Origin of the sequence: Nannocystis exedens, assembly GCF_002343915.1 — a bacterium.
Classification (GTDB): domain Bacteria; phylum Myxococcota_A; class Polyangia; order Nannocystales; family Nannocystaceae; genus Nannocystis; species Nannocystis exedens.
Genome location: NZ_NETK01000001.1, coordinates 5,624,734 through 5,647,364 on the forward strand (window position 1 = coordinate 5,624,734; position 22,631 = coordinate 5,647,364).

The 22,631-nt window shown below is 74.3% G+C and carries 15 protein-coding genes; 10 read left to right on the forward strand and 5 right to left on the reverse strand.

Annotated features, from left to right (window positions below; all coding sequences use genetic code 11):
- Window positions 1-8 precede the first annotated feature (8 nt).
- The gene (locus NAEX_RS22165; RefSeq protein ID WP_096329469.1) at window positions 9-2,492 is read right to left on the reverse strand and encodes a hypothetical protein; all 2,484 of its coding nucleotides are present in this window, start codon (window positions 2,490-2,492) and stop codon (window positions 9-11) included.
- Between the two features lie 56 nt (window positions 2,493-2,548).
- Here NAEX_RS22165 and NAEX_RS22170 point away from each other — a divergent pair, with 56 nt between their 5' ends.
- The 6 genes from NAEX_RS22170 to NAEX_RS22195 all read left to right on the forward strand — a co-directional run bounded on the left by NAEX_RS22170 (window position 2,549) and on the right by NAEX_RS22195 (window position 10,858).
- Window positions 2,549-3,514 (forward strand): threonine ammonia-lyase, encoded by a 966-nt coding sequence (locus tag NAEX_RS22170; protein ID WP_096333699.1) that lies wholly within the window; start codon window positions 2,549-2,551, stop codon window positions 3,512-3,514.
- 39 nt (window positions 3,515-3,553) lie between these two features.
- Window positions 3,554-4,813, forward strand: coding sequence for a hypothetical protein (locus NAEX_RS22175; RefSeq protein WP_143140231.1), 1,260 nt, complete (start codon window positions 3,554-3,556; stop codon window positions 4,811-4,813).
- 352 nt (window positions 4,814-5,165) lie between these two features.
- The gene (locus NAEX_RS22180; protein ID WP_170135910.1) at window positions 5,166-6,755 is read left to right on the forward strand and encodes a vWA domain-containing protein; all 1,590 of its coding nucleotides are present in this window, start codon (window positions 5,166-5,168) and stop codon (window positions 6,753-6,755) included.
- A gap of 15 nt (window positions 6,756-6,770) precedes the next feature.
- Window positions 6,771-7,307, forward strand: coding sequence for an oligoribonuclease (gene orn, locus NAEX_RS22185; RefSeq protein WP_096329472.1), 537 nt, complete (start codon window positions 6,771-6,773; stop codon window positions 7,305-7,307).
- Window positions 7,308-7,312: 5 nt separating this feature from the next.
- Window positions 7,313-8,503, forward strand: coding sequence for an MFS transporter (locus NAEX_RS22190; RefSeq protein WP_096329473.1), 1,191 nt, complete (start codon window positions 7,313-7,315; stop codon window positions 8,501-8,503).
- Window positions 8,504-8,512: 9 nt separating this feature from the next.
- Complete coding sequence (locus tag NAEX_RS22195; RefSeq protein ID WP_143140232.1) at window positions 8,513-10,858, forward strand: hypothetical protein; 2,346 nt, start codon at window positions 8,513-8,515, stop codon at window positions 10,856-10,858.
- A 107-nt stretch (window positions 10,859-10,965) separates the two neighbouring features.
- On the opposite strand, the gene NAEX_RS22200 is transcribed toward NAEX_RS22195, so the two are convergent.
- From NAEX_RS22200 to NAEX_RS22215, 4 genes are all read right to left on the reverse strand, one after another.
- The gene (locus NAEX_RS22200; RefSeq protein WP_096329475.1) at window positions 10,966-12,297 is read right to left on the reverse strand and encodes a DUF1552 domain-containing protein; all 1,332 of its coding nucleotides are present in this window, start codon (window positions 12,295-12,297) and stop codon (window positions 10,966-10,968) included.
- Window positions 12,298-12,403: 106 nt separating this feature from the next.
- On the reverse strand, window positions 12,404-13,879 hold the full coding sequence (locus NAEX_RS22205; protein WP_170135911.1) for a DUF1592 domain-containing protein: 1,476 nt from the start codon (window positions 13,877-13,879) through the stop codon (window positions 12,404-12,406).
- Window positions 13,880-14,079: 200 nt separating this feature from the next.
- The gene (locus tag NAEX_RS22210; RefSeq protein ID WP_096329477.1) at window positions 14,080-14,739 is read right to left on the reverse strand and encodes a hypothetical protein; all 660 of its coding nucleotides are present in this window, start codon (window positions 14,737-14,739) and stop codon (window positions 14,080-14,082) included.
- Between the two features lie 137 nt (window positions 14,740-14,876).
- Window positions 14,877-15,911 carry a cytochrome-c peroxidase gene (locus NAEX_RS22215; protein WP_245913779.1) on the reverse strand — a complete coding sequence of 345 codons (1,035 nt, stop codon included), beginning with the start codon at window positions 15,909-15,911 and terminating at the stop codon, window positions 14,877-14,879.
- 209 nt (window positions 15,912-16,120) lie between these two features.
- Here NAEX_RS22215 and NAEX_RS22220 point away from each other — a divergent pair, with 209 nt between their 5' ends.
- The 4 genes from NAEX_RS22220 (at window position 16,121) to NAEX_RS22235 (ending at window position 22,628) form a co-directional block, all read left to right on the forward strand.
- Window positions 16,121-16,594, forward strand: a complete 474-nt coding sequence (locus tag NAEX_RS22220) for a hypothetical protein (RefSeq protein WP_096329479.1) — start codon at window positions 16,121-16,123, stop codon at window positions 16,592-16,594.
- A gap of 64 nt (window positions 16,595-16,658) precedes the next feature.
- Window positions 16,659-18,305, forward strand: a complete 1,647-nt coding sequence (locus tag NAEX_RS22225; RefSeq protein WP_096329480.1) for an ATP-binding protein — start codon at window positions 16,659-16,661, stop codon at window positions 18,303-18,305.
- 332 nt (window positions 18,306-18,637) lie between these two features.
- Complete coding sequence (locus tag NAEX_RS22230; protein WP_143825604.1) at window positions 18,638-19,339, forward strand: hypothetical protein; 702 nt, start codon at window positions 18,638-18,640, stop codon at window positions 19,337-19,339.
- A 97-nt stretch (window positions 19,340-19,436) separates the two neighbouring features.
- On the forward strand, window positions 19,437-22,628 hold the full coding sequence (locus tag NAEX_RS22235) for a hypothetical protein (RefSeq protein WP_096329482.1): 3,192 nt from the start codon (window positions 19,437-19,439) through the stop codon (window positions 22,626-22,628).
- The last annotated feature ends 3 nt before the right edge of the window (window positions 22,629-22,631 follow it).

The window sequence follows — 22,631 nt, forward strand, 5'->3', positions numbered from 1 at the left end:
CGGACCTTCTAGGGGACCGGGACCTTGAGCAGGGTGTAGTGGGCGTTCTCGTAGGCGACCTCGCTGCGGGCGCGGAGGTCGGCCGGGAGCGAGCTCTTGGCGCGGGCGCCGTGGCCTCCGGTGGTGATGATCCAGACGTTGCGGCCGTGACCGCGGTTGGCCTCGATCAGCTCGGCCAGGGTCTCGCGGTCGGCCTCCTTCTGCACCCACACCGCCCCCTTCGTAAAGAAGGTCTCGCCGCGGTAGTAGAACCACCAGCTGGCCAGCGGGTCGTCGGGGCCGCGGTGGTCGTAGTAGTGGCGGATCGCCGAGCGCTGCGACCAGTGCTCCGACACCGCCGGCAGGTAGCTGTTGAGCGTGTAGTGCAGGGTGACGAAGCCCGCCAGCAGCATGGCGACCAGCGCGGCCCGCTGGCGCCGCGCGGCCCACAGCGCCAGGCCGAGCGCGAACGGCAGGGCGCAGGCGACGAGGCCGGTGGTCTCGGGCGCGCCGTTGCGCCACATGTGATCGTAGAGGTAGGTCGTGAGGTGGGTGATCCACGCCGGCTCGACGATCGCGTCGCGCAGGACCAGCGCCAGCAGGGCGGTGCCGAGGCCGGCCGCGGCCCACGCGAGCTTGCGGTCGCGCGCGGCCGGGGCCGGCTCGCTCAGCCACAGGCCCAGCAGCAGGGCCAGCGGCGGCAGGGCCGGCAGCAGGTAGTGATAATACTTGGTGACGCTGGTGGTCAGCAGCGCCAGGGTGGCGCAGAACCACAGCAGGGCGAACCGCCACAGCTCGGACGAGCTCGGGGCCGGCGCGTCGGCGATGGAGCTGGCCCGAGAGGCATGTCCCTGGGGACCTGTCGAATGCGACAGGTCGCCGGGGACGTGCTCGGAGGCGCCGTCGTCGCGCAGGCGGCGGGCGGCGGCCCACAGCGCGGCGGGCAGGGCGGCCGACCACGGCAGCGCGGCGACGCCGAGGGTGCGCAGGTAGTAGGCGAAGCCGCCGACGGCCTGGTCCTGCTCGCCGCTGCCGAAGCGGGCCAGGTTGTTGACGATGATCAGCTCGTTGAGCCACGAGTCGCCGCGGTAGATCCACATCGCGTGGTGCCACGGCAGCGAGGCCAGCGCGAACAGCAGGAGCCCCGTCAGCGGGCCGCAGCGCCACAGGTTGGCGACGGTCAGGCGACCGCCGACCAGCAGGTGCAGCAGCACGAGCAGGCCGACGAGGCCGGGGCCGATCATGCCCTTGCCGACCAGCGAGACGCCGGCGGCGAGGTAGAGCACGCCCATCCACACCTGCGCGCGCGTGCGCCAGCGGAAGGTCCGCAGCAGCACCAGCAGGGCCACGGCGGCGTAGCCGAGCATGACGAGGTGGATCTTCACGAGCGTGCCGAAGTGCGGGACGCCGGGCTTCTTCACGAAGCGCGACACGCGAGCGACGGTGTGGTCGCTGCTGACGTGGAGGTCGAGGGCCGCGGTCGGGGCGACCACCGCGAGCAGGAAGAGGAGGAAGAAGCCGAGGTAGGCGGCGTCCCACGGGATGGTCCAGCGCCCGACGGCGGCCATCCGGGCGCGCCAGCCGGTCGCGGCGCGCGGGAGATCGGACACCTCCCGCCGTCCGGCCGCGCGGGCCGCGGGGTCGGGCGAGGCTGTCGATGCGGACAGGTCGGCGCCGCCTGTCTCTCCGGACAGATCGGCAGCAAAAGCCGCGTCGGCGCGGGCCTGCGCCGGGTTCACGGCGCTCGCCCCCGCCGGACGCGCACCTGTACGCGCGGACAGCTCGCCGCGCGCGTCGGACGTCGCTGGCCGATGGACCATGTCCGAAGAGACATGACGGTTCGGCGCGTCGGCGGGGCCGGCGAAGCGGGCGCGGAGGCGGCGCGGGAGCAGGGTGACGAGGGCGCGGCGGCGGAGGGGCCGGTCCGGGCGCAGCCAGGCGAGGGCCCAGGCGGCCATGGCCAGGGTCACCGGGGCGACGAAGAACATGTCGGTCAGCGCCTGCCGGCTCACGATCGCCCACTGCGGCATGGTGACGAGGGCGAGGGCGGTGTAAGAGCCGGCGCGCACCGGCTGGCCGGGGTCGGCCGGACGGGCGGCGGCGAGCAGGCGGGCGCAGGCCCAGCCGAGGAAGACCGCGCAGGCCAGGCCCGTGAGCATGCTCGGCAGGCGGATCGCCAGCTCCGGCCAGGGGGCGCGCACCATCTCGTCCGGCGCCGCACCGAGGCCGACGCCGAGCAGCTTCATGCTCAGCGCCATCAGCCAGAACGGCAGAGCCGGCTTGGACCAGAAGGTGTTCTCGGCGTTGCCGTCGGGGCCGACGCCGGGCTTCCACCAGAGGTCGAGCGGGTCGCTGCGCACGAGGATCTGCCGCGCCACCTCGCCGTAGTGGGTCTCCCACGGGTCCCACGGTCCGCAGGCGGCGATCGACCAGGCGCTGAGCGCGACGACGGCGAGGGCGGCGAGTGCGAACAGCGCCCAGGTCGGCGGGCGAAAGGCGGGTCCGAAGGCCACGAGCGGGAGAGTCGTACCAAAGCCGCGGCCGCCGGTGTAGCCTGGCGCGCGTGTCGATGTCGGTCGAAGACGTGCGCGCCGCGGCGGAGCGCCTCGCCGGGAAGGTCGTGAGGACGCCGGTGCTGCGCTCGCCGGCCCTCGACGCGCTGGCCGGCGCCGAGCTGTGGCTCAAGGCGGAGTGCCTGCAGCGGATCGGGGCGTTCAAGGCGCGCGGGGCGCTGCACGCGGTGGGGCGCATGAGCCCCGAGACCCGCAGCCGCGGCGTGATCACCTACAGCTCCGGCAACCACGCGCAGGCCGTGGCCCTGGCCGCGCGCGAGTTCGGGGTGCCGGCGACGATCGCCATGCCGGTCGACGCCCCGGCGGTCAAGGTCGCCGGCGTGCGCGCGCTCGGGGCCGAGATCGTGTTCGCCGGGACGACGTCGGACGAGCGGCGCGCGGCGGCGCTCGCCGTCCAGGAGCGCACCGGCGGGGCCATCGTCGACCCGTTCGACGACCCCGACATCATCGCCGGCCAGGGCACGGCGACGCTCGAGCTGGTCGAGGAGGCCCTGGCCCGCGGGTCGAAGCTCGACGCGATCGTCGTGCCGGTCGGCGGCGGCGGCCTCATCGCCGGCGCCTGCCTGGTGGCCGAGGCCGCCGACATCGCGGTCTACAGCGCCGAGCCCGGCACCTGCAACGCTCTGGCCCAGAGCCTCCGCGCCGGCGCGCGCGTGCCGGTCCCGCCGGGGCCGACCCTGGCAGACGGGCTGAGGCCGGTCCGCGTCGGCGAGCAGAACTTCGACATCGCCCGCCGGGCGGTCCGTGGCAGCTTCGAGGTCGACGACGACGCCCTCGGGCGCGCGCTGGTGGCCCTGCTGCTGCACGCCAAGGTCCTGGTCGAGCCGTCCGGCGCGGCCGGGCTGGCCGCCGCGCTGTCCGGGGCGCTGCGCGGGCGCCGGGTCGGGGTGCTCCTGTCGGGCGGCAACGTCGAGCCGGCCCTGGTGGCGGCGCTGATCGGCCGCCACGCGGGGGCGGTGTGAACTTCGGGACAGGTCATGAAGGACATGGCTCCGAGGACAATGTTTAAGAAGACATGCCTCTGGGGGCATGTCCTTTTGTGCAGCCTCGCGTGCGGGCGCCCGGCCGAGCAGGCGCGGCCGCGCGCGGCGACGCCGGAGCAGCCGGCGCCGAGCGAGGCGAAGGAGGCGCCCCCGCCCGCGCCGACGCCGGCGGAGCTGGCGGCCGAGGAGGCGCGCCGGGCCGAGGCCGCCGCCCATCGGGTGGTGTTCGCCGACCGGATCACCTTCGGGTACGTGCTGCTGCTACCCGGCCCGCCGGGGCCGGCCCCGACGCGCGAGGAGCTGCAGGCGATCGTGCGCCGCATGTTCGCCGAGAGCATCGACGACCCGGAGGTCGCGCTGCTGCTCGACCTGGTGGCCACGCCGCCGCGCGCGGACATGAGCGCGCTGCGCAGCCCGGACCCGGCTGTCCCGAAGGCCAGCGAGGAGCAGCCGCTCGACCCGGAGGCGGCGGCCCGGGTCTGGGCCACCTCCGACCTGCTGGGGCTGGAGATCGAGGCGCTGCCGGCCGCGGCGGTCGAGCCGAAGCTGCTCGCCGACCCCGAGCTGACGCGGACGCTCGAGCCCGAGGAGCGGGCCAGCCTGCCCGAGCGCACCCAGCTGGTGATGCTGCGCGCGCTGTATCGCAACCAGAGCGGCGTCCGCGGGCTTCGGCTTCTGCAGGCGCTGGTCAGGGCGGTGGCGGCCGACACCGGCGCGCTCGTCCACGACCCCGACACGCTCGAGACCGTCGGGCCGGCGGCGTTCGCCGCGCGCCGGCTGCAGGCCAGCCTCGGCAACGTCGCCGACCAGGTCGTCGTGGTCCCGTTCGTCGACCCGCGCCAGCCCGAGGCGGTGCGCCTCACGACCCGCGGGATGCGGCGCTTCGGCAGCGTCGACCTCGAGCTCGACGGGCTGTCGCGCGACCTGCCGGCGCTGCAGCAGGCGACCTACTTCCTGCACGGGCTCGGCCTGGTGATGGTGCGGCTGGGAGAATTCGACCGCTCGGGCTTCGCCGTCGAGGCCCCGGAGGTCATCGGGCTGCACTATCGCGACTGCGTCGACGCCTACGGCGGCCAGGTCGCGCTGCCGCGGTGCACCGCGTGTCCGGAAGAGGTGGAGATCCACCTCGTCGAGCGCCCGGCCGAACCGCATGACCCACCCGGACACGTGGTCGCGCGGGTCGTCGCGCCGCAGGCGATCAGCGGCCGCTCCGACTACGATCACATCGCATGGATCCGCGCCGCCCTCGACCGGGTGCTCGGACGGCCCGCGACTTGACGCCGGTCTGCGCTCGCCGGGGCCGGTCGGGTGGCTGCCGCGGGTTGGCGCGTCGCAGCCAGGCCCGATATACTGAACTCGGGCCGAGTTCGGCCTCTTGAGTTCAAGCTTGCGCTTCCGAAAGCCCCCACGGGGCCTCGGACGGGCCCCCGGGCCCCGGGCCTCGGCCCCCCCACTGAATTACTCCTTGTCTGAGGTCGCCATGTCCTCTCTTCGCGGGTCCCCCCCTGCGTGCTCGCCAACCCCTGCCGCCGCTGTCGTTCGCCCCGCGGACGCAGCTCGCACCGACGATGCACCGCGAGCGCGGTCGTGGCGGGGAGGCCTCGGCGCCGCGCTGGGGCTGTGGGCGCTGATGGTCGGGTGCTCGTCGGCCGCCAACCTCGACGGCGGCCAGGCCGGCGAGACCGACAGCGACGCGCTCGGCGGGTTCGCGTCGGGTGAATCGCTGTCCGCCTCGCAGGGCGACTCCGGCACCGAGGGCACGTCGGAGGTGTCCGGCGGCTCTTTCACGACCGGCGGCGACGACCCCGGACCCGCGACGACCTCGAGCTCCGGCGAACTGCCGGCCCCGCCCTCCGACGAGCCGGCGCCGAGCGACGAGAAAGACCCGCAGAACGTCCCCGAAGCGGACCTGTGCGGCGGCGACCAGGTCACCGCGTGGCGGCTGGCGGCGCGCGACCCCGACGCGATGTCGTCGCCGGCCCACGCGCGCGAGGCGATGCTCGGGCCGTGGCCGTCGCTGACCAGCGTGGCGATCCGCCCGTGGGAGTTCCTCAACTACTACACGTTCGCCTACCCGCTGGCCCCGCCCGGGGAGCTTCTCGCGGGGGCCCAGCTGCGCGCGAGCAAGGATGACCTCGGGGACATGTTCGAGTTGCAGGTGGCGATCCGCGGCCCCGAGCTCGCCGAGGCCGACCGCCCGCCGGTCCACTTGACCCTCGCGCTCGACAACTCGGGCTCGATGGAGGGCAAGGCGCTCGAGCTGCTGAAGACCGCCGGCCACGTGCTGGCAGGCAAGCTGCGCGCCGGCGACACGGTCGCGGTGGTCAGCTGGAACCAGGCCGACGCGCCGCTGCTGCCGGCGACGATGGTCGCCGGCCCGAACGACCCCAAGCTGCTCGCGGCGATCGACGGGTTCACCGTCGGCGGCTCGGCCGAGCTGACGCAGGCCCTCAGCGCCGGCTACGCGCAGGCCGACATGGCGTATGTCCCAAAGGACATCAACCGCCTGATCCTGATCAGCGACGGCGGCGCGACCGCGACCCAGGACGACCTCGAAGAGATGGCCAAGCGCGCCGGCGACGTCGCGTACAAGACGGGCGTCCACGCGATCGGCGTCGGCGTCGGTGACCCCGGCCTCTACCGCAGCGGCCTCATCGACGCCATCGGCGTGGCCGGCGCGGGGCCGTCGATCTACGTCGGCAGCACCGAGGCGGCCGAGATCCAGCTCGGCAAGCGCTTCCTCAGCCTGGTCGGCCTGACCGCCTCGACGGTCGACGTCCGCGTGACGCTGCCGCCGGGCCTCCAGCTCGAGCCCGCGTCGGCGCCCGACGCCGAGGCGGTCGGCCAGGACCACGTCACCGCGGCACCCACCGACAACTCGGTGGTCCACCGCCGCCTGCGCCCGTGCGTCGCCGACCTCGACATGAACGGGGTGCTCGAGGTCGAGATCCGCTGGGCCGACGCGGTCTCCGGCGAGCCGAAGCAGACCGTGGCCCAGTGGAAGCTGACCGAGCTGCTGTCCGGCGAGACGGCCTGGCTGCAGAAAGGCGAGGCGGTGCTGGCGTACGCGGCGGCGCTGCGGGCGATCCAGTACTACGCCGGCGACACCCTGGCGATCGAGCAGGCGTGGGAGCGGCTCGAGGCGGCGAAGAAGGCGCTGCCCGACGATCCCGAGCTGGCGGAGATCGGACAGGTGCTCGCGGCCCTGCAAGAGCCGTAGTAGGATCGCGCGGCCATGGACGCCGCGCCCCCGCTCGTGTGGATCGACCTCGAGATGTCGGGCCTCGACCCCGACCACTGCCAGATCCTCGAGATCGCCGCGATCGTCACCGACGGCGACCTCAACATCGTCGCCGAGGGCCCCGACCTCGTGATCCACCAGCCCGACGCGGTGCTCGACGCGATGGACGAGTGGTGCACGCGCCAGCACGGGAACAGCGGGCTGACCGCGGCGGTCAAGGCGTCGACGGTGTCGCTGGCCGAGGCCGAGGCGCAGGTGCTCGAGCTGGTCCGCCGCCACTGCCCGCCCGGCAAGTCGCCGCTGTGCGGCAACTCGATCGGCCACGACCGCCGGTTCCTGATCCGCTACATGCCCGCGCTCGCCGGCCACCTCAGCTACCGCAACATCGACGTGTCGTCAGTCAAGGAGCTGGTCCGCCGCTGGTACCCCACCGTCAGCGCGCCGGCCAAGCGCGAGACCCACCGCGCGCTCGACGACATCCGCGAGTCGATCGCCGAGCTCCGCTTCTACCGCGAAAACGTGTTCCGCTGAGGCGCATGCGCACGGCGGGGTTCAAGCTCCACTACTTCCTGCTGTACGCGGTGGTCGGGGCGTACCTGCCCTATGTGCCAGTGTTCTTGGGACATGATTTGAAGTTACCGGACAGCCAGATCGGCTGGATCACCGGGGCGTACGGGCTCGCCGTCCTGCTCGCGCCGCCGGTGATGGCGGCGCTGGCCGACCGCAAGGTCCCCGGCCGCACGCTGGTGGCCGTCGGTTACTCGCTGTCGTGCGCGGTGCTGCTGGTGTTCGCGTGGGCCGACGGGTTCACGGCGCCGCTCTTGCTGTCGGCGGCGTTCGGGCTGGCCTACACGCCGATGACGCCGCTGCTCGACGCGCTCGCGTTCACCGAGATGGCCCGTGCGCGGGCGACCGGGGCGACGGCGCCGAACTACGGGGCGCTGCGCGTGTGGGGCAGCCTCGGCTTCATGGCGCCGGCGTTCGTGCTGTTCGCGCTGATGCACTCGGGCCTCGCGGGCGGCCGCGCGGCGATGCTGACGGGCGCGGCCGCGGCGGCGCTGGCGGTCGTGTGCGCGCCGCTCCTGCCGCGCGTGGTGCCCGAGCCGCGCAGCGGGGCGACGGTGCCGACGGCGGCGGCGTGGGCCGAGCTGCGGCGGCCGTCGACGTTCGCGCTGGTCGGGCCGCTGGTGCTGCTGTTCGTGTCGATCAGCGTGTTCTACGCGTTCTACCCGCGGCTGGTGGTCGAGGTGGGGATCGATCCGGCATGGGTCGGCCTGGCGTCGAACCTCGGGGTGCTGTCCGAGCTGCCGTGGCTGTTCCTGGCCCCGGCGATCCTCCGCCGCGCGAGCGTGCGCTCGCTGATGCTGTTCGGCGCGGCCTGCATGACCGCACGCATGGCGCTGCTCGCCACCGTCGCCACGCCGGCGACGGTGCTGGCGACGCAGGTGCTGCACGGCCCGGTGGTGATGAGCCTGTACCTGCTGCCGCCGATGGTGCTCGACCACAAGGCGACGCCCGACTTTCGCAACTCGGTGCAGGGGCTGTACGCGGCGCTGTGCTACGGCGCGGCGCGCTTCATCGGCTCGGGCGCGGGCGGGCACGCGGCGGAGTTCGGGCTGCAGTGGGCCTTCGTGCTCGCGGCCGCGTTCGCGCTCGCTGCCGCGCTGTGGCTGTGGCTGTCCTGGCGCGATCCCGCGGTCGAGACGGCGCTGCGCGGCCCGCGGTAAGCTGCGTCGATGCGACGACTCGCGCTGGTGATGGCCCTCGCGGCCGCGTGCAAGCCCGCCCCCACCACGTCGACGCCGGCCGAGTCGCCCGCGGCGGCGGCTCCGAAGGTGGTCGACACGGAGCTCGCGGCGGTCGCCGTTCGCCTCGACCCCGGGCCGCAGCCGCCGCTCCACGAGGTGCTCCCGACCTGGCTCAAGGGCAAGATCGAGGCGTCGCTGAGCGGCGACCCGAAGTCGGCGCAAGTGGTGGCCGAGGCGCGCGAGGCGATCGCGGGGTGGGACAAGGTCGACGCCGCCGACACGGCGGCGGCGATGCAGCGCGCGCTGGTGTTCGCGCGCGGGCTGATCCTGGCCGAGCGCGCGGTCGCGGCCGGCAGCGACGACCCCGAGCTGCTGGCGGCGCTGACGAAGGCCTACCGCGTGGTCCACGGCCTGCGGATGCTCCAGCGCAGCGGGCTGTTCGGGCAGACGCTGCACCTGGCGGTCGAGCTGGCGCGCAAGGAGGCGCAGCTCGAGGCGCGGCAGATCGAAGAGGCCGTGGCGGCGCTCGACCGGGCGGTCGAGCGCGCGCCGGCGTTGCACATGCATGCGACGGCCCGCCTGCTGCGCGAGCACCCGAACCACCCGACGGTGCCGGAGGTGCTGGCGCGCGCGAGCCAGGCGAAGGTCGAGGCCGAGCAGTACGAGGAGGGCGTGGCGCTGCGCCGGCTGGCGGTGCAGCGCAAAGGCGAGCGCGCGACCGGCAGCGACTGGGCGGCCGTGATGGGCGTGTGCTACGCGGCGCTCGACCCGGCGTGCGCCGAGGCGGCGCGCGAGCAGGCCGAGGCGCGCGGGCCCGACGAGCCGGGCGAAGACAAGGCGGCGGCGTTCGAAAAACGACTGGCCGACCTCGCGACGACGGGGACGATGGTGCGGCGGACGCTCGAGCTCGAGCAGGCGACGCAGCTCGAGCAGCAGCTCGAGCGCGGGCACCTGCTGCTGAAGCTGAACCGCCTGGGCGACGCGCAGCGGGCGTTCGAGGCGCTGGCGGCGGCCCACCCGAACGACGCGCGGCCGCTGACGGGACTGGGGCTGGTGGCGATCCACCGCCAGCTCGACGTCGAAGGGGTGATCCGCCACATCCGCGCGGCGCGCAAGCTGAGCAATCACGATCGGCTGTACTACGAGGTGGCGCTGGGCACGATCCCGCCGATGATGATCGGCGAGGTCGCGACCCAGCTGGCGCAGCAGCCCGACGCGCCGGTGACCGACCTCGACGCGCGCTTCGACGAGGTGCTCGAGCTGGCCCGCGGCTTCCGGGCTTACGACCCGGCGCGCGCGGCGGTGCTCGAGCTGCTGTTCACGCTGGCGCGCGAGGCGGTGCCGAAATTCCTGGCCAAGCAGCGCGAGCCGGCGATGGCGACGGTGCGCAAGCTGCCCGAGAAGGCGATGGCGCTGACGCGCAAGTTCCCCGAGTCGCGCGACGCCTGGCGACTGGTGTTCTCGAGCACGCGGCTGCTCGACGACCCGCGCAAGGCGCGGCTTTTGGCCAACGCGCCGCTGCCGGCGTCGCTGCAGCAGGACCCCGACCTGCGGGTGCAACAGGTCCGCGCGCAGCTCGACGTGGCGCTCCTGTGGGAGGACGGCGAGCTGCTGCTGGCGGCGATGAAGTCGGGCATGACGCTGCCGGACACCGTCGACGCCGACACGGCGCTGACGATCCGCGCGACGCTCGACGCGATCGCCGGCCGCGAGGGCGACAAGGCGTCGCTGCAGCGGGCAGCCCAGGCGTTCGCGGCGCTGGGCGAGCGCAAGACGGGGAAGGATCGGGCGCTCGCGCTCAACAACGCGGCGATGGTGACGGCCCTCTCCGGCGACATCCCGGCGGCGATGACGATGCTCGAGCGCGCGGCGCAGGCCGACGTGGACGAGGTGGCGGCGGCATACAACCTGGGCGCGCTGGCGTACCGCATGCAGGCCCGCGAGGGGCTGCCGGAGCTGTTCGCCAAGGTCGCCGGAAACTCGGCGATCGCCGGGATCCGCCTGCACGCGCGCGCTTTCTTGGTGACGCTGGCCGAGGCCGGGCAGGGCGACGTCGCGGTGACCCGCGAGGAGTTCGCGGCCGCCCTGGCCAGGGAGGAATCCGACGAGTTCCGCGGCCGCGTGCCGCTCGGCCGCTGGGGGATCGTCGAACAGGGTGAGTTCAAGGTGTCCCTCGGCTACGCCACCAACGGCGGGCTCACCCTGCTCGACGAGGTGGTGCCCCGCTGGTGGCTCGCAGCGCCGGCCCCGGCGATGGACTCGCTGCTGGCGGCGCGGGCGAAAGAGAAGAAGCGCGCGAGGCAGGCCGGGAAGGCGAAGTCGGCGAAGGGTTAAAGACAGGACAAGTGCATCAAGACATGTCCGTCAGAACATGTTTTTTCGCACATGTTCCTGTAAACATGCCCGTTGGCGCAGCTCCATGAGCCCGGCGATCTTGGTCGTCAGGCGTCGAGGCGCAGGCCGGGGAGGGGTCCGTCGCCGTCCTCGCCGAAGCGGGTGTCGGGCAGACCGAGCGCCTGGAGGATCGAGACGTACAGGCGGGCCAGGGGGGTGCCTGTCTCGTAGACCAGGTGACGGCCGCCGCCCCACAGGTCGTCGCCGCCGGCCAGCAGGACCGGGAGGTCGTGGTGGGTGTGGCTGTTGCCGTCGCCGACGTCGCTGCCGAGCAGGACGACGGTCGAACGCAGCAGGTCGCCGTCGCCGTCGGGGGTGTCGGCGAGCCGCCGCAGCAGGCGCGCGAACTGGGCCGCCTGCCAGGCATCCACTCGGCGCAGCCCGGCGATCTTGGCGGCGTCACCGGCGTGATGGGACAGGTCGTGGTGGCCGCCCTCGACGCCGAGGAAGGGGAAGGCGCGGTTGCTGGCGGCGTTGCCGAGCATGAAGGAGATCGCGCGGGTGCGGTCGCAGGTCAGCGCGAGGACCATGAGCTCGGTCATCATGTCGACGTGGACCGGGAAGTCGGCCGGCTCGCCCGGCGGACTGGCGGCCGTGCACGCGCCGAGGCCGGTTGGGGCATCGACCTGGCGCTCGAGCGCGCGCAGGCCGTCGAGGTAGGCGTCGAGCCGCACGCGATCGGCCGCGCCGAGGTCGCTCTCGAGGTCGTGGACGTCGGCGAGCACGACGTCGAGGACTGAGCGCCTCGCGGCCCGCCGCCCGGCTCGCGCGGCCGCGCTGGCGCCGGGGTCGTCGCCGGCGAGGATGACGTCGAAGGCGAGCCGCGGCGAGGTGAGCTTGGGCAGCGGGGTGGTCGGCGAGGACCAGGAGATCGATCGATGATAGGCGCAGGCGAAGCCGATGTCGCAGGCGCCGAACGAGCCGCCGCCCTCGCAGCCGAGCTGCAGCGAGGCCAGCGGAGTGGCGCCGGCGTTCGCGGCGGCGAAGCGCTGGTCGAGCGAGACGCCGACGTGCAGGTCGACCTCGGAGCGCCGCGCCTTGCGAGCGGTGAGGAACGCGGCCGTGCCCGAGGCGTGCGAGCCCGGCAGCTCGGGCATGCCCGGGGCGTTGGCGAGGCCGGAGAAGACGATCAGGCGATCTTTCACCGGCGCGAGCGCGGCGAGCGAGGGCGAGAGCTGCAGCTCCGAGTCGGGTGCCGGGAACCACGCGTCGCCGCGCACGCCGTTGGGCACGAAGTAGCACAGCAGCCGCCGCGGACGGACCGGCCCGGCGGCGCGGGCCGAGGGGCGCATGACGTCGAGGAAGGGCAGGCCGACCGCGACGGCGCCGCCGGCCAGGAGGGCGCGGCGCGAGAGAGCGTGACGCGTGGTCGACTTCATGCGGGCTCCTGCGGCAGGAACGAGAAGTCACATGAACTCGAGGCCAGGTCCGCGCAGGTCGAACGCCGAGCGCCGTGCCGCCGAGTAGGAGCGAGACGCGCGGGCTTCATGCGGGCTCCTGGGCGCGGCGGATCCGGAACGGATCGCTCTGGACCACCGCCACGAGCAGCGCGACCAGATCGCGGCCGGAGGCGACGAATTTTTTGTAGATGTCCTCGAGGACAGGTTCGTCTTCGGCCACCAGCGGACGGCCGAGCGCGTAGGTCAGCACCTTGGTGGCGACGCAGCGGGGGAAGCGGGGGTCGTCGGCGACGATCGCGGCGAGCTCGCGGACATCGGCGAAACGCTCGCCCGTCGGCAGCTCGCCGGCGGCGTCGATGAGCTCGCCGTGTTCGCTGCCGCGCCAGGCGCCGACGGCGTCGAAGTGCTCGAAGGCGAGGCCGATCGGGTCGAGGATCGCGTGGCAGCCGGCGCAGGCCGGATCGGCGCGGTGCTGCTCGAGGCGCTCGCGGGCGGTGCTCGCCTCGCTCTCGGCCTGCGCGGCGGCCTCGGGCGGGGGCGGGGGCAGCGGCGAGCACAGCAGCTGCTCGAGCACGAAGCGGCCGCGGCGGGTCGGCGAGCTGGCGAACGGGTAGGCGAGCACCGTCATCAGGCCCGGCTCGGTCAGCAGGCCGCGGCGCTTGTGCGGGCCGAGGTCGATGCGCGTGAACGTGTCGATCGCGAGCTCTTCGGGCAGGTAGTAGAGCGCGGCGAGCTCGGCGTCGACGTGGGCGTGGGTGTCGAGCAGGAGGTCGCGGAGGTCGCGGCCGGGGACCAGGAACTCGCGGAAGCGGCGGCGCATGGCCTCGCGCATCGACTCGCGGACCGCGTCGTCGTAGCGCGGGTAGCGGTGGGCGTCGCGGAAGATGTCGTCGAGGCCGCGGAAGTACAGCCACTGGCCGGCGAAGCCGTCGACGAAGCCGGCGCTGCGCGGGTCGGCGAGCATGCGCTCGACCTGCTCGGCGAGCGTGGGGGCGTGCTGCAGCGCGCCGACGGCCGCGAGCGCGAGCAGCTCGTCGTCGGGGGCGCTGCTCCACAGAAAGTAGGACAGGCGGGCGGCGAGGGCGTAGTCGTCGAGCCAGTGCGACTCGCCGGGCCCGCCGGGGTCGCGCTCCCAGCGGAAGGTGAAGTGCGGCGACAGCAGGGCGGCCTCGAGCACGAGGCGCAGGCCGGCGTCGAGCTCGGCGGGGTCGACGAGCGCGAGGTAGCGATCGAGCTCGGCGTCGGTCGGCGGGCGCCGCCAGGCGCGGCCGAGCAGCGGCTCGACGATCGCGCGCAGACACGGCGCGGGTTCGGCGGGGTCCGGCTCGCACACCACGAGCGCCGCGCGGGCCGGCCCGGAGCGCAGCGTCGCGTCCGCGATCGACTCCGCCGAGTGCTGGAAGAGCTGGACCAGCAGCGAGGAGGGGGGTTGCGACGCCGCCACCGCGTCGAAGCCGAGCGCCGGCGGGTCGGCCGGGAACTCGCGCGTCAGCGCGGCCTCGACCCCGAGGACGTCGCGCACCGTGTTCGCGTACTCGAAGGCGGTGAGGCGATGGACCATGGCCTCGGGGACAGGTGAGGCGACGGGCCCGGGCTCCTGCGCGCACGCGAAAAGGTCGGCCGCGCCCGCGATCATGGCGAGCGCGCCGAACCCCGCGCGCGCGCGTCGGAGGCAGGCTGCGCCCGCGATCGTGGCGAGCGCGCCGAGCCGCGCGCTTGCTGGACGGAGGCCGGGGGCGGGTCGCATGGCGCCTCGGCGGCTCAGGCGTGCCGGCGGCGGCGCCAGGGAGCGAACAGGGCGAACATGGCGAGGCCGAGCAGGTCGGGCGCGCCGGGGACGGCCTTGCAGCCGCAGCCCTCCTTGTCGCCGCTGCCGCTGCCGCTGCCGTCGCTCTCGCCGCCGTCGGTGGGATCGGTGTCGCCCGCGGTGGCGTCGGTGTCGCCCGCGGTGGCGTCGGTGTCGGTGGCAGGCTCGACGCCGGTGGTGGGGGAGCCGGTCTCGGTGTCCGCGCCGGTCTCGGTGTCGGGGCCCTCCGTGGCGTTGCCGGCCTCCTTGACCTCGATCGTGATCTCGTGGCTGTCGAACTGCGCGACGGCGTCGTCGCCGACGGCCTTCAGCTTGTGGATGCCCGGGGAGAGGGTCGCCTCGATCGTGCAGGGCGGCGCCTCGGGACAGTCGGCGAGCTTCTCGTCGTCGACCCACAGCGAGACGGCCAGAGGGTTGAAGCCCTCGTGCTCGATGGTGACCGGGACGACGGCGTCGGGGCTGCCCTCGAGGACGGCGCCGTCCTCCGGCGAGACGATGACGACCGAGGCGAATTCGAAGTCGGTGTCGCTGGTGGTGACGAGCTCGGCGGCGGAGGCCGGTGCGGCGGCGAGCAGGAGGAGCGCGGATGAACAGCCGAAAATAAGCGAACGCATGCACGATCGGGGTAGCTCGGCCGGCATGGACGGTCAAGTGTGACAGCGGTGCCGCGGTCACGCGCGGGTCCGCGGCACCGCTGTCCGATGGTCGAAAGGTCAGGTCGCGCGACGGGCGAACTGACCTTCGGGTCAGGTCAGTTCGGGTCGGGCTTGATCGTGTCGGGCCCGCTGGCCGGCAGCTCGGGCAGCTTGATGTAGTCCATGTCGATCTTGCCGGTGAGGCTGTCGAGGAAGGCGATCAGGTAGGTCTTCTCCTCGTCGGACAGCTTGCCCTTGGCGAGCTGGTACTCGGCCATGACGTCGAGCGCGTCGCCGAGCTCCTTGGCCGAGCCGTCGTGCAGGTAGGGCGCGGTCTTGGCGACGTTGCGCAGGCCGGGGACCTTGAACACGTACTTGTCCTCGGGCTTGTTCGTGACCTTGAAGCGGCCGAGGTCCTTCGTCTCGTACGGCTTCACGGCGCCGAGCTTCTGGTACATCGTGCCGCCGAGCGTCGGGCCGGTGTGGCAGCTGACGCAGTTGAGCTCGATGAACAGCTCGAGGCCGCGGAGGGCGTCGGAGTTGAGGGCGGTCATGTTGCCGTTCAGGAAGTCGTCGAACGGCGCGGGGGTGGTGAGGCCGCGCTCGAAGGCGCCGATCGCCAGCGAGATGTTGCGCGGGTTGCAGGGGTCGGGGTCGCCGGGGAAGGCGGCCTTGAACAGGTCGGCGTAGCCCGGGACCGACTTGACCGAGGCGACGCAGGCGGCCTCGTCGGCGAGCGCCATCTCGACCGGGTTGGTCACCGGCTTGAGCGCCTGGTCCTCGACGTCGGTCGCGCGGCCGTCCCAGAACTGGGCGATGTGCATGGCCGCGTTGTAGACCGTCGGGGTGTTGCGCTCGCCGCGTTGCTTCTTGTGACCCGGCGAGGTCGCCTCGTGGTCGACGCCGTAGTCGTCGAGCTTGTGGCAGCTGTTGCACGACAGGTCGTGGTTCTTGGACAGCCGCGTGTCGTAGTAGAGGATCCGGCCGAGCGCGACCTTCTCGAGGGTGATCGGGTTGGTCGGCGAGTCGGCGGTGGCCGGCAGCGGCGAGAAGTACTTCTTCGCCGTCTCGAGCAGCTGCGCGGCCGAGGGCACCGGCCGGCTCGCCTTCTTCTTCGGGGCCTCCGACTTGCTCTCGGTCTTGCTCGCCACGGCAGGGGCCGGGGCGGTCTTGCTTGCGCCTCCCTCGCAGCCGGCCGCCGCGAGAGCGGCCCCAAGCAGGAGCAACGGGCCAGAGCACAGAACTGGTGCGGAACGCTTGCGACGAACCATGACTGTTGCGACCATAGCGCACCGTGACCAGCTTTTCGCGCATTCTGCAAACTGCGACCCTGGCGCTTGTCGGGGTCTCCCTGACAACCATGACTGCGTGCGGCGGTGACGGCGCCGAGAATTCGTTGCCGCTGACCAATCGCGTGTGGCTGACCCACGTGCCGAAGAAGGTCGACGACAGCGTCGGCGCCCTGGTGGTGTTCGAGGCCAAGGGCCGGCGCCAGTTCGGCGCGCTGTACAAGGGCTCGATGCTGCGGGGGAGCTTCGAGCTGTTCGAGTGGCAGCCCGACGGGCAAGAGGGTCGGGCTCACATGCGCCTGCTGCAGGACGACAAGTCTGTGAAGATCCGCACCGAGTCGTGCGAGCCGGACGCCGGCCTCGACGCCTGCATCATGCTGCACGGCGACCCGCTCGGCGCGGTGCGCTACCAGTCGAAGCGGATCTGGGGCCTGCGCGGGCGCCCGGCGATCTCCAGCCCGCTCGAGCTCGACATCGCCGGCGACGTGCGCGCGCTGCTGGCGGCCGACCCCGAGCTGGCGGCGCTGGTCGGCGAAGCGCCGTAAGGAAGCCCGCAAGAACGTAAGGCATGTTCTTGAGGCCAGGTCCCAAACGACAGGTCGGTCGCGCGTGAGCGGGGTCGCGGCGCTGCTCGACCGCCTGGTCGCGCAGTTCGAGGGGCCCTACGACTTCCTGCGCGAGCTGGTGCAGAACGCCCTCGACGCCGGCAGCGACCGCGCCGAGGTGGCGCTCGACGTCCACCCCGGCGAGTCGGCCGACCCCGACGAGGTGGTGTTCGAGCTGCGGGTCGCCGACGCCGGCGCGGGCATGGACGAGGCGATCATCGACGGCGGGCTGACGCGCCTGTTCGCGTCGACCAAGGCCGACGACCGCACGATGGCCGGCGGGTTCGGGATCGGCTTCGTCAGCGTGTTCGCCTGGCAGCCCGACGCGGTGGTGGTGCAGACGGGCCGCGCCGGCGAGGCGTGGGAGCTGACGTTCTACGCCGACCGCCGGTTCGACAAGCGGCCGCTCGCCGAGCCGTTCGAGGGCACGACGGTGACGCTGCTGCGCCGGGGCCGGGCGCCCGAGCGGGTCCAGATCGCCGAGGCCGTGCGCGACAGCCTGTGGCGCTGGTGCCGGTTCTGCCGGCTCGAGCTGTCGTTCGAGGACGTCGCCGGCGGCGAGGGGCCGGAGCTGATCCAGGACGCTCCGGCGCCGCCGGGGGCGCTGGCCGTCGTCGAGGCCCAGGCCGACGGGGCGATCCACGTGGCCTTCGCGGTGCCGCCCGAGGCGGTGCTGCTGCGGCGCGGGCTGGTGCTGTCTCAAGGGCCAGCCGCCGATCTGCTGCCCGACCTGCAGCCGCCGCAGGGGCCGACGCTCGAGCACCTGCAGGTCTGGGCCGACTCGCCGAACCTGCGCACGACGATGGCGCGCGACAAGGTCGTCGACGACCCGGGCCGCGCGGCGGTGCTGGGGAAGATCGCGCAGGCGATCGCGGGGCTGCGCGAGCGCCTGGTCGAGAGGACAGCCGAGGCCGCGGCCGAGGCCGGGCCGTGGACGCCGGCCCGCCACGATCACTACGCGTACCTGCACGCGCACCTGGCCCGCGAGCGCAGCCACCTCGGCGCGAGCCTGCTCGGGCGGCCGATCCTGCGCGACCTGGCCGGAGAGCGGGCGCTGTCGCTGGCGCAGCTGCAGGCGCTGGGGCGGCCGCTGCTGTGGGCGCCGCTGCAGGCCAGCGAGGCGACCTCGCGGCTGTTGGCGGTCGCGGCGGGGGCAGGCGTGCCGGTGCTGGCGGCCGAGGCGGGGGACCTCGAGTGGCTCGCTCGCCTGGTCGAAGGGACAGATCTGACGATGGCCGAGCTCGGCCGCGGCTGCGCGCTGATCCGCGAGGCGCCCGGCGAGGCGGAGGCGCTGCGGGCGACGGTCGAGGCGGGGCTGGTGAGCGCGGGGGCGCCGGTGCGGCTGCGCGTGGGGACCGGCGAGGCTGGCGAGCCGCCGCGCGGGGGCGTCGGGATCGAGCTCGGGCGCGGGCCGGTGGGGGTGCTGGTCTTGTGGACAGGTCAGCCGGTGGCCGCGGCGTGCTGGCGCGCGGCGCCGCTGTGGCTCGACGCCGGCGAGCCGCTGCTGCGCGCGGCGGCGAAGAGCCACGCGGCCGAGCCGCGGGCGGCCTGCCGCGCGCTGGCGCTGGCGATCCGCGCGCAGCTCCTCGATGCGCCGGCGCCGGAGCGGGTGGCGGAGGCGATCGACGCGGCGCTCGGGCGCGCGGGGTGAGAGCGGCTCGGTCGCGTGACCGTGGCGAGTCAGGTCAGGCCGGCGACGGCGTGCTCGCGGAGCGAGGCGGGAGCGGAGCGTCGGCCGGCGGGGCGCCTCCCGCGGCGCGAGTGCCCCGAGAGACATGTCGATGAGACGGCGAGGCGCGGCCGTGGCTCGTGGGCCGGCGCGCTGGCTGTCTCGAGAGACATATCATGCTCCAGACCCGAGCGCCGGCGCCTGGTTGCCGGGCAGGTCGCAGCCTTCGATCGGCGATGGCGACCGGAGCCGCCGCGTGCGACAGTGAGCGCACCACCCGCGCCGGAAGACCGACGTTGACGACGACGAAGCTCATGACCCTCCTCGGTGCGCTGGCTCTTGTCAGCGGGGCCTGCGGGCCCGAGCCGGCGACGACCGCGACCACGCCGTCGGAGACGAACACGGGGAGCGACACGACGACCACGGCGCCGACGACCACGGCGCCGACGACGGAGCCGGGGACGACGACGACGGCGCCGGGGACGACGACGACGGAGCCGGGGACGACGACGAGCGACACGACGACCGGCGGGGAGTGCGTGGCGTTCGAGACGTTCGAGCCGCCGGACGAGGACGTGCTGCCGGTGCAGTTCACGTGCGGGCAGGACGCCGTGGTGTGCCCGTCGAACGGGCCGGCGGGGCTGTTCACGTTCGAGGGCGCGCCGGAGCGGGAGGACGCGGCCGGCACCGAGGATCTGTCGCGCGTGCATTGCCTGCTCGAGGCGCTGCGGGACCGCACGCCGGGGCTGGTCACGTACGAGCTGAGCTGGCCGGTGCTGGGCACCGACAGGGGGGCGCTCGAGATCGCCGGCGAGTTCGTGATCTCGCGCCGAGAGGTCCTCAACGACTTCAACTACGAGTACCGGGAGGCGGCGCTGCTCCTCGAGCCGCCGCAGCTGTTCGCCGACTGTCGGGCGCAGAACACCGCGAGCGCGGCGTGGGCGTGCCTGCGGCCGTACATCCTGGTCGATTCGCAGCAGCTCGAGTGCGTGACGGCGCCGCTCGTCTGCGCGTGACGGAGCCCGCGCGCGGGTGCGGGGCGCCGGGTTGCGGTAGACTCGCGCGCGTGCCGGCGCGGCGGACGGGGACGAGCGCTCGCGGGAGGGGCCGCGGATGAGCGAGCTGCACCCGAGCGTGGCCTCGGTGCTCGCGCGGATCCGCCGCGCCGAGGGCGACGCGGGGGCGCTGCGCGCGTTCACGGTGGCGCGCACCGAGGCGGTGCTGCGCCTGCGCGAGCTGCCGCGGCCGGGGGCGTGGCACTTCACGCTGCCGCTGGTGCGGGCGGCCAACGCGGTGGCGCCCGGGGCCCGCGGCTTCGCCCGCGAGCGCGAGGACGGCGAGCTGCGGACGCTGACGCTGACGTTCTCGACGGCCGGCTTCGACTACGCGGACGTCGACCTGCGCGGGCTGGTGCTGGCGGCGGCGGAGGGCGATTCGGACATGTCCGAAGGGTCATATCCTTCGGGGCCGGCGGCGGCGTGGCGCCGGCTGGTCGGCGCGGGCGTCAACGAGGCGCTGGCCGGCGCGCCGGTGGCGGTCGAGGTGCGGACCGCGGCGGGGGCGGTGCGATATGTCCGCAAGGACAGCCACGCGGCCGGCCAGGACCCGTACGGCGAGCTGCGGTCGGCCGGGCGCTGCCTGCCGCAGGCGTTCGAGGTCGAGCTGCAGTGGCCGCGGCCGGGCTTCGGGCGCCGACTGACGAGCTGGCTGGCGCGCCAGGCCGGGGCCGAGGCGGGGCTGACGGAGCTGTGGCTGGCGGCGCTGCCGGGGGCGGAGCCGAGCCAGACGGCGAGCAAGGGGATCGAGCTGGGACGGCCGCTGCCGGGGCTCAAGGTGTCTCTCGGGACAGCCGAGGCGCCGGTCGGGACGTGGGGCTGGGCGCCGGAGCAGGGCGGGCCGTGGCTGGTGCGCGAGGGGGTGCGGCTGGTGTCGCTGGCGCCGGCGCTGACCCGCCTCGGGCTGACGCCCGCCGAGTTCGCGGGGTGGATCGAGTGCCCGCGGGTGCGGTTGACCGCCGACGAGGCGTCGGTGGCGCTCGACGCCGGCTGCGAGCTGCTGGCGGCGTGGCTGCTCGACGCGCGCGCCCACAGCTTCCCCGACAAGAGCGCGGCGGGCTTCGCGGTCCAGTGGCCGACCGAGCTGCGTCACGCGCCGACGGTGAGCGGCCGGCCGGCGCCGATCGAGCAGGTCGCCCAGCGCTGCCGCCAGGGCCGCGACCTGGTCTACGTGTGGCCGCACCAGGCCGAGTCGGTGGCGCCGGCGATCCAGGCGCGAGTGTACGCGCTGTGGCCGTCGGAGCTGGCGCTGCTGCTGAAGCAGATCCCCGAGGCCCGGCCGGTGCCGGCGCGCGCGCTCGGCGAGAGCCCGCAGTTCGAACGAGCTGACCTTTCGAACCTGTTCAAAAGCGCATTGCCTCCTGTACAGGTTCCGATGGGGCCGGAGGCGAGCGCGGCCACGGCCGCGGGCGCCCGCGTGCGCGTGACGGTCGAGGCGTTCGTGCATCGGTTCGCGTCGGCCGAGGAGGGGGCGATCGCGCTGCTGTTCCACGAGCGGCGGGTCGCCCACGTGCGCGAGCCGGCGCGCACGATCGCCGGGGTGACGCTGGTGGCCAAGCTGGCCGGCGAGACGCCCGAGGCGCTGACGATCGACGGGCTGCGGGCCGAGAAGGGGCTCCTCAACGCGATCGCCGAGAGCTGCCGGGCGGCGGCGCTGCGGGTCCTCGATCGTCTGCTGGCGCCGGCGCTGGCCCACGAGAGCCCGTGGGAGCTGCCGCTGGTGCGCGCGCAGGCGAATGCGCTGACGGGGGCGGCGCTGGCGGTGCGCTACCGGCCGCGGCGCGAGCCGGGCGGCGAAGAGGCGGCGGCGCTGGCGTGGGACGAGTCGCCGCTGCTGGCGCTGGCGGTCGGGCACGACATGGCCGGGCAGCCGGTGACGCTGCAGCAGGCGCTGGTCCGCTGCCGCGAGGTCGGCGGGATCGTGGTCGAGGACCCGAAGCAGCGCTGGACGACCTTCCGCTCGCCCGACCCTCGCCACGAGCCGTGGGCGCTGAGCCGCGAGGGCCGGGCGCTGTGCGAGCGGATGATCGGCGCGGCTGTCCTTTGGGACATGCCGACGACGCCCGAGGGCCACCTGCTGCCGGCGCCGGCGCAGGACCAGCGGCGCCTGGTCCTCGGGCCAGGTGCGATCGCGCAGGCGCTCGCGTCGGCGCGGCCGCCGTGGGAGCGCGCCGAGCTGCGAGCCCACCTGCTGGTCGCGGAGGCGCTCGGGCTGGCGGTGGCCGAGGTGGTCGACGCGCCGCTGTGGGTCCGCTACGACCCACGCACGCTCGAGCCGGTGCGGATGGTGTCGCGCTCGGACGCGCGGACGGAGCAGCTCGGGCTGCTGCCGCCGGGGTCGGGGACGCGCGCGCTGGCCGGGCCGGCGCTGCTGGTGACGCCCGGCGAGGCGCGGCTGCTGCACGCGGCCGGGCACCCGCTGGCGGCCGCGGCGACGGCAGCGACGACGACGCGACCCACCCGGGCGCCGGTGCGCCGCGCCGGGGGGGCTCCGCCGCCGCTGGCGGTGCTGCCGGTGGCCGACGCGCTGTACCTGGGAGCGCTGCGCGTCGAGGCCCGGCCGGCCAAGATCGCGGTGTGGGGCGGCGGGCTGCACATCAACGACCTCGAGCTGCCGCCGCCGCTCGACTGGATCGGCGGACGCCTGGCGCTGACCCGCGAGGGCGCGCGGGCCGGGAGCGAACGCCTGGCGGCGCAGGTGAAGGGGCTGGCCCGCGAGGTGGTGCGCACGGCGCTGCGCGAGCGGCTGCTGCACGCGCCCGGCTCGCCCCAGCGGGCCGGGCTCGACGCCTTCCACGAGCGCTGCGCGGCGCCTGGTTCGCCTGTCTCGGAGTTCATGCGCGAAAAGCCAGGGCTCGACGCACATGCCCTATCGGACATGTGCGCGCAGTCGCTGAAGCAGCACCCGCTGCGCCGGCTGGCCCCGGGGCCGCGCCGGCTCGAGGGGCTGCTGCGGCAGGCGCTGACCCGGCCGGTGGCGGTCGAGGGGGCGATTCTGTCGTGGCAGGCGGCCCGGCTCGGCAACGCGGAGGGGCGCGCGTGGTCGATCGAGCTCGGGCGCCGCAACGCGGAGATCCAGCAGGCCCTGGCCGAGGAGGCGCCGCACGACGCGCTGTTCGCGGCCGCGGCCCTGGCGCTGGCCCAGCTGTTCGCCGAGGCGCGCGCGCGCGGGCTGCCGGGCTCCGGGCTTCCCGAGGAGCTGGTGGCCGGGTATCGTGTCCTCGCCTTGCTGTACGCACATGTCCCTTGAGTC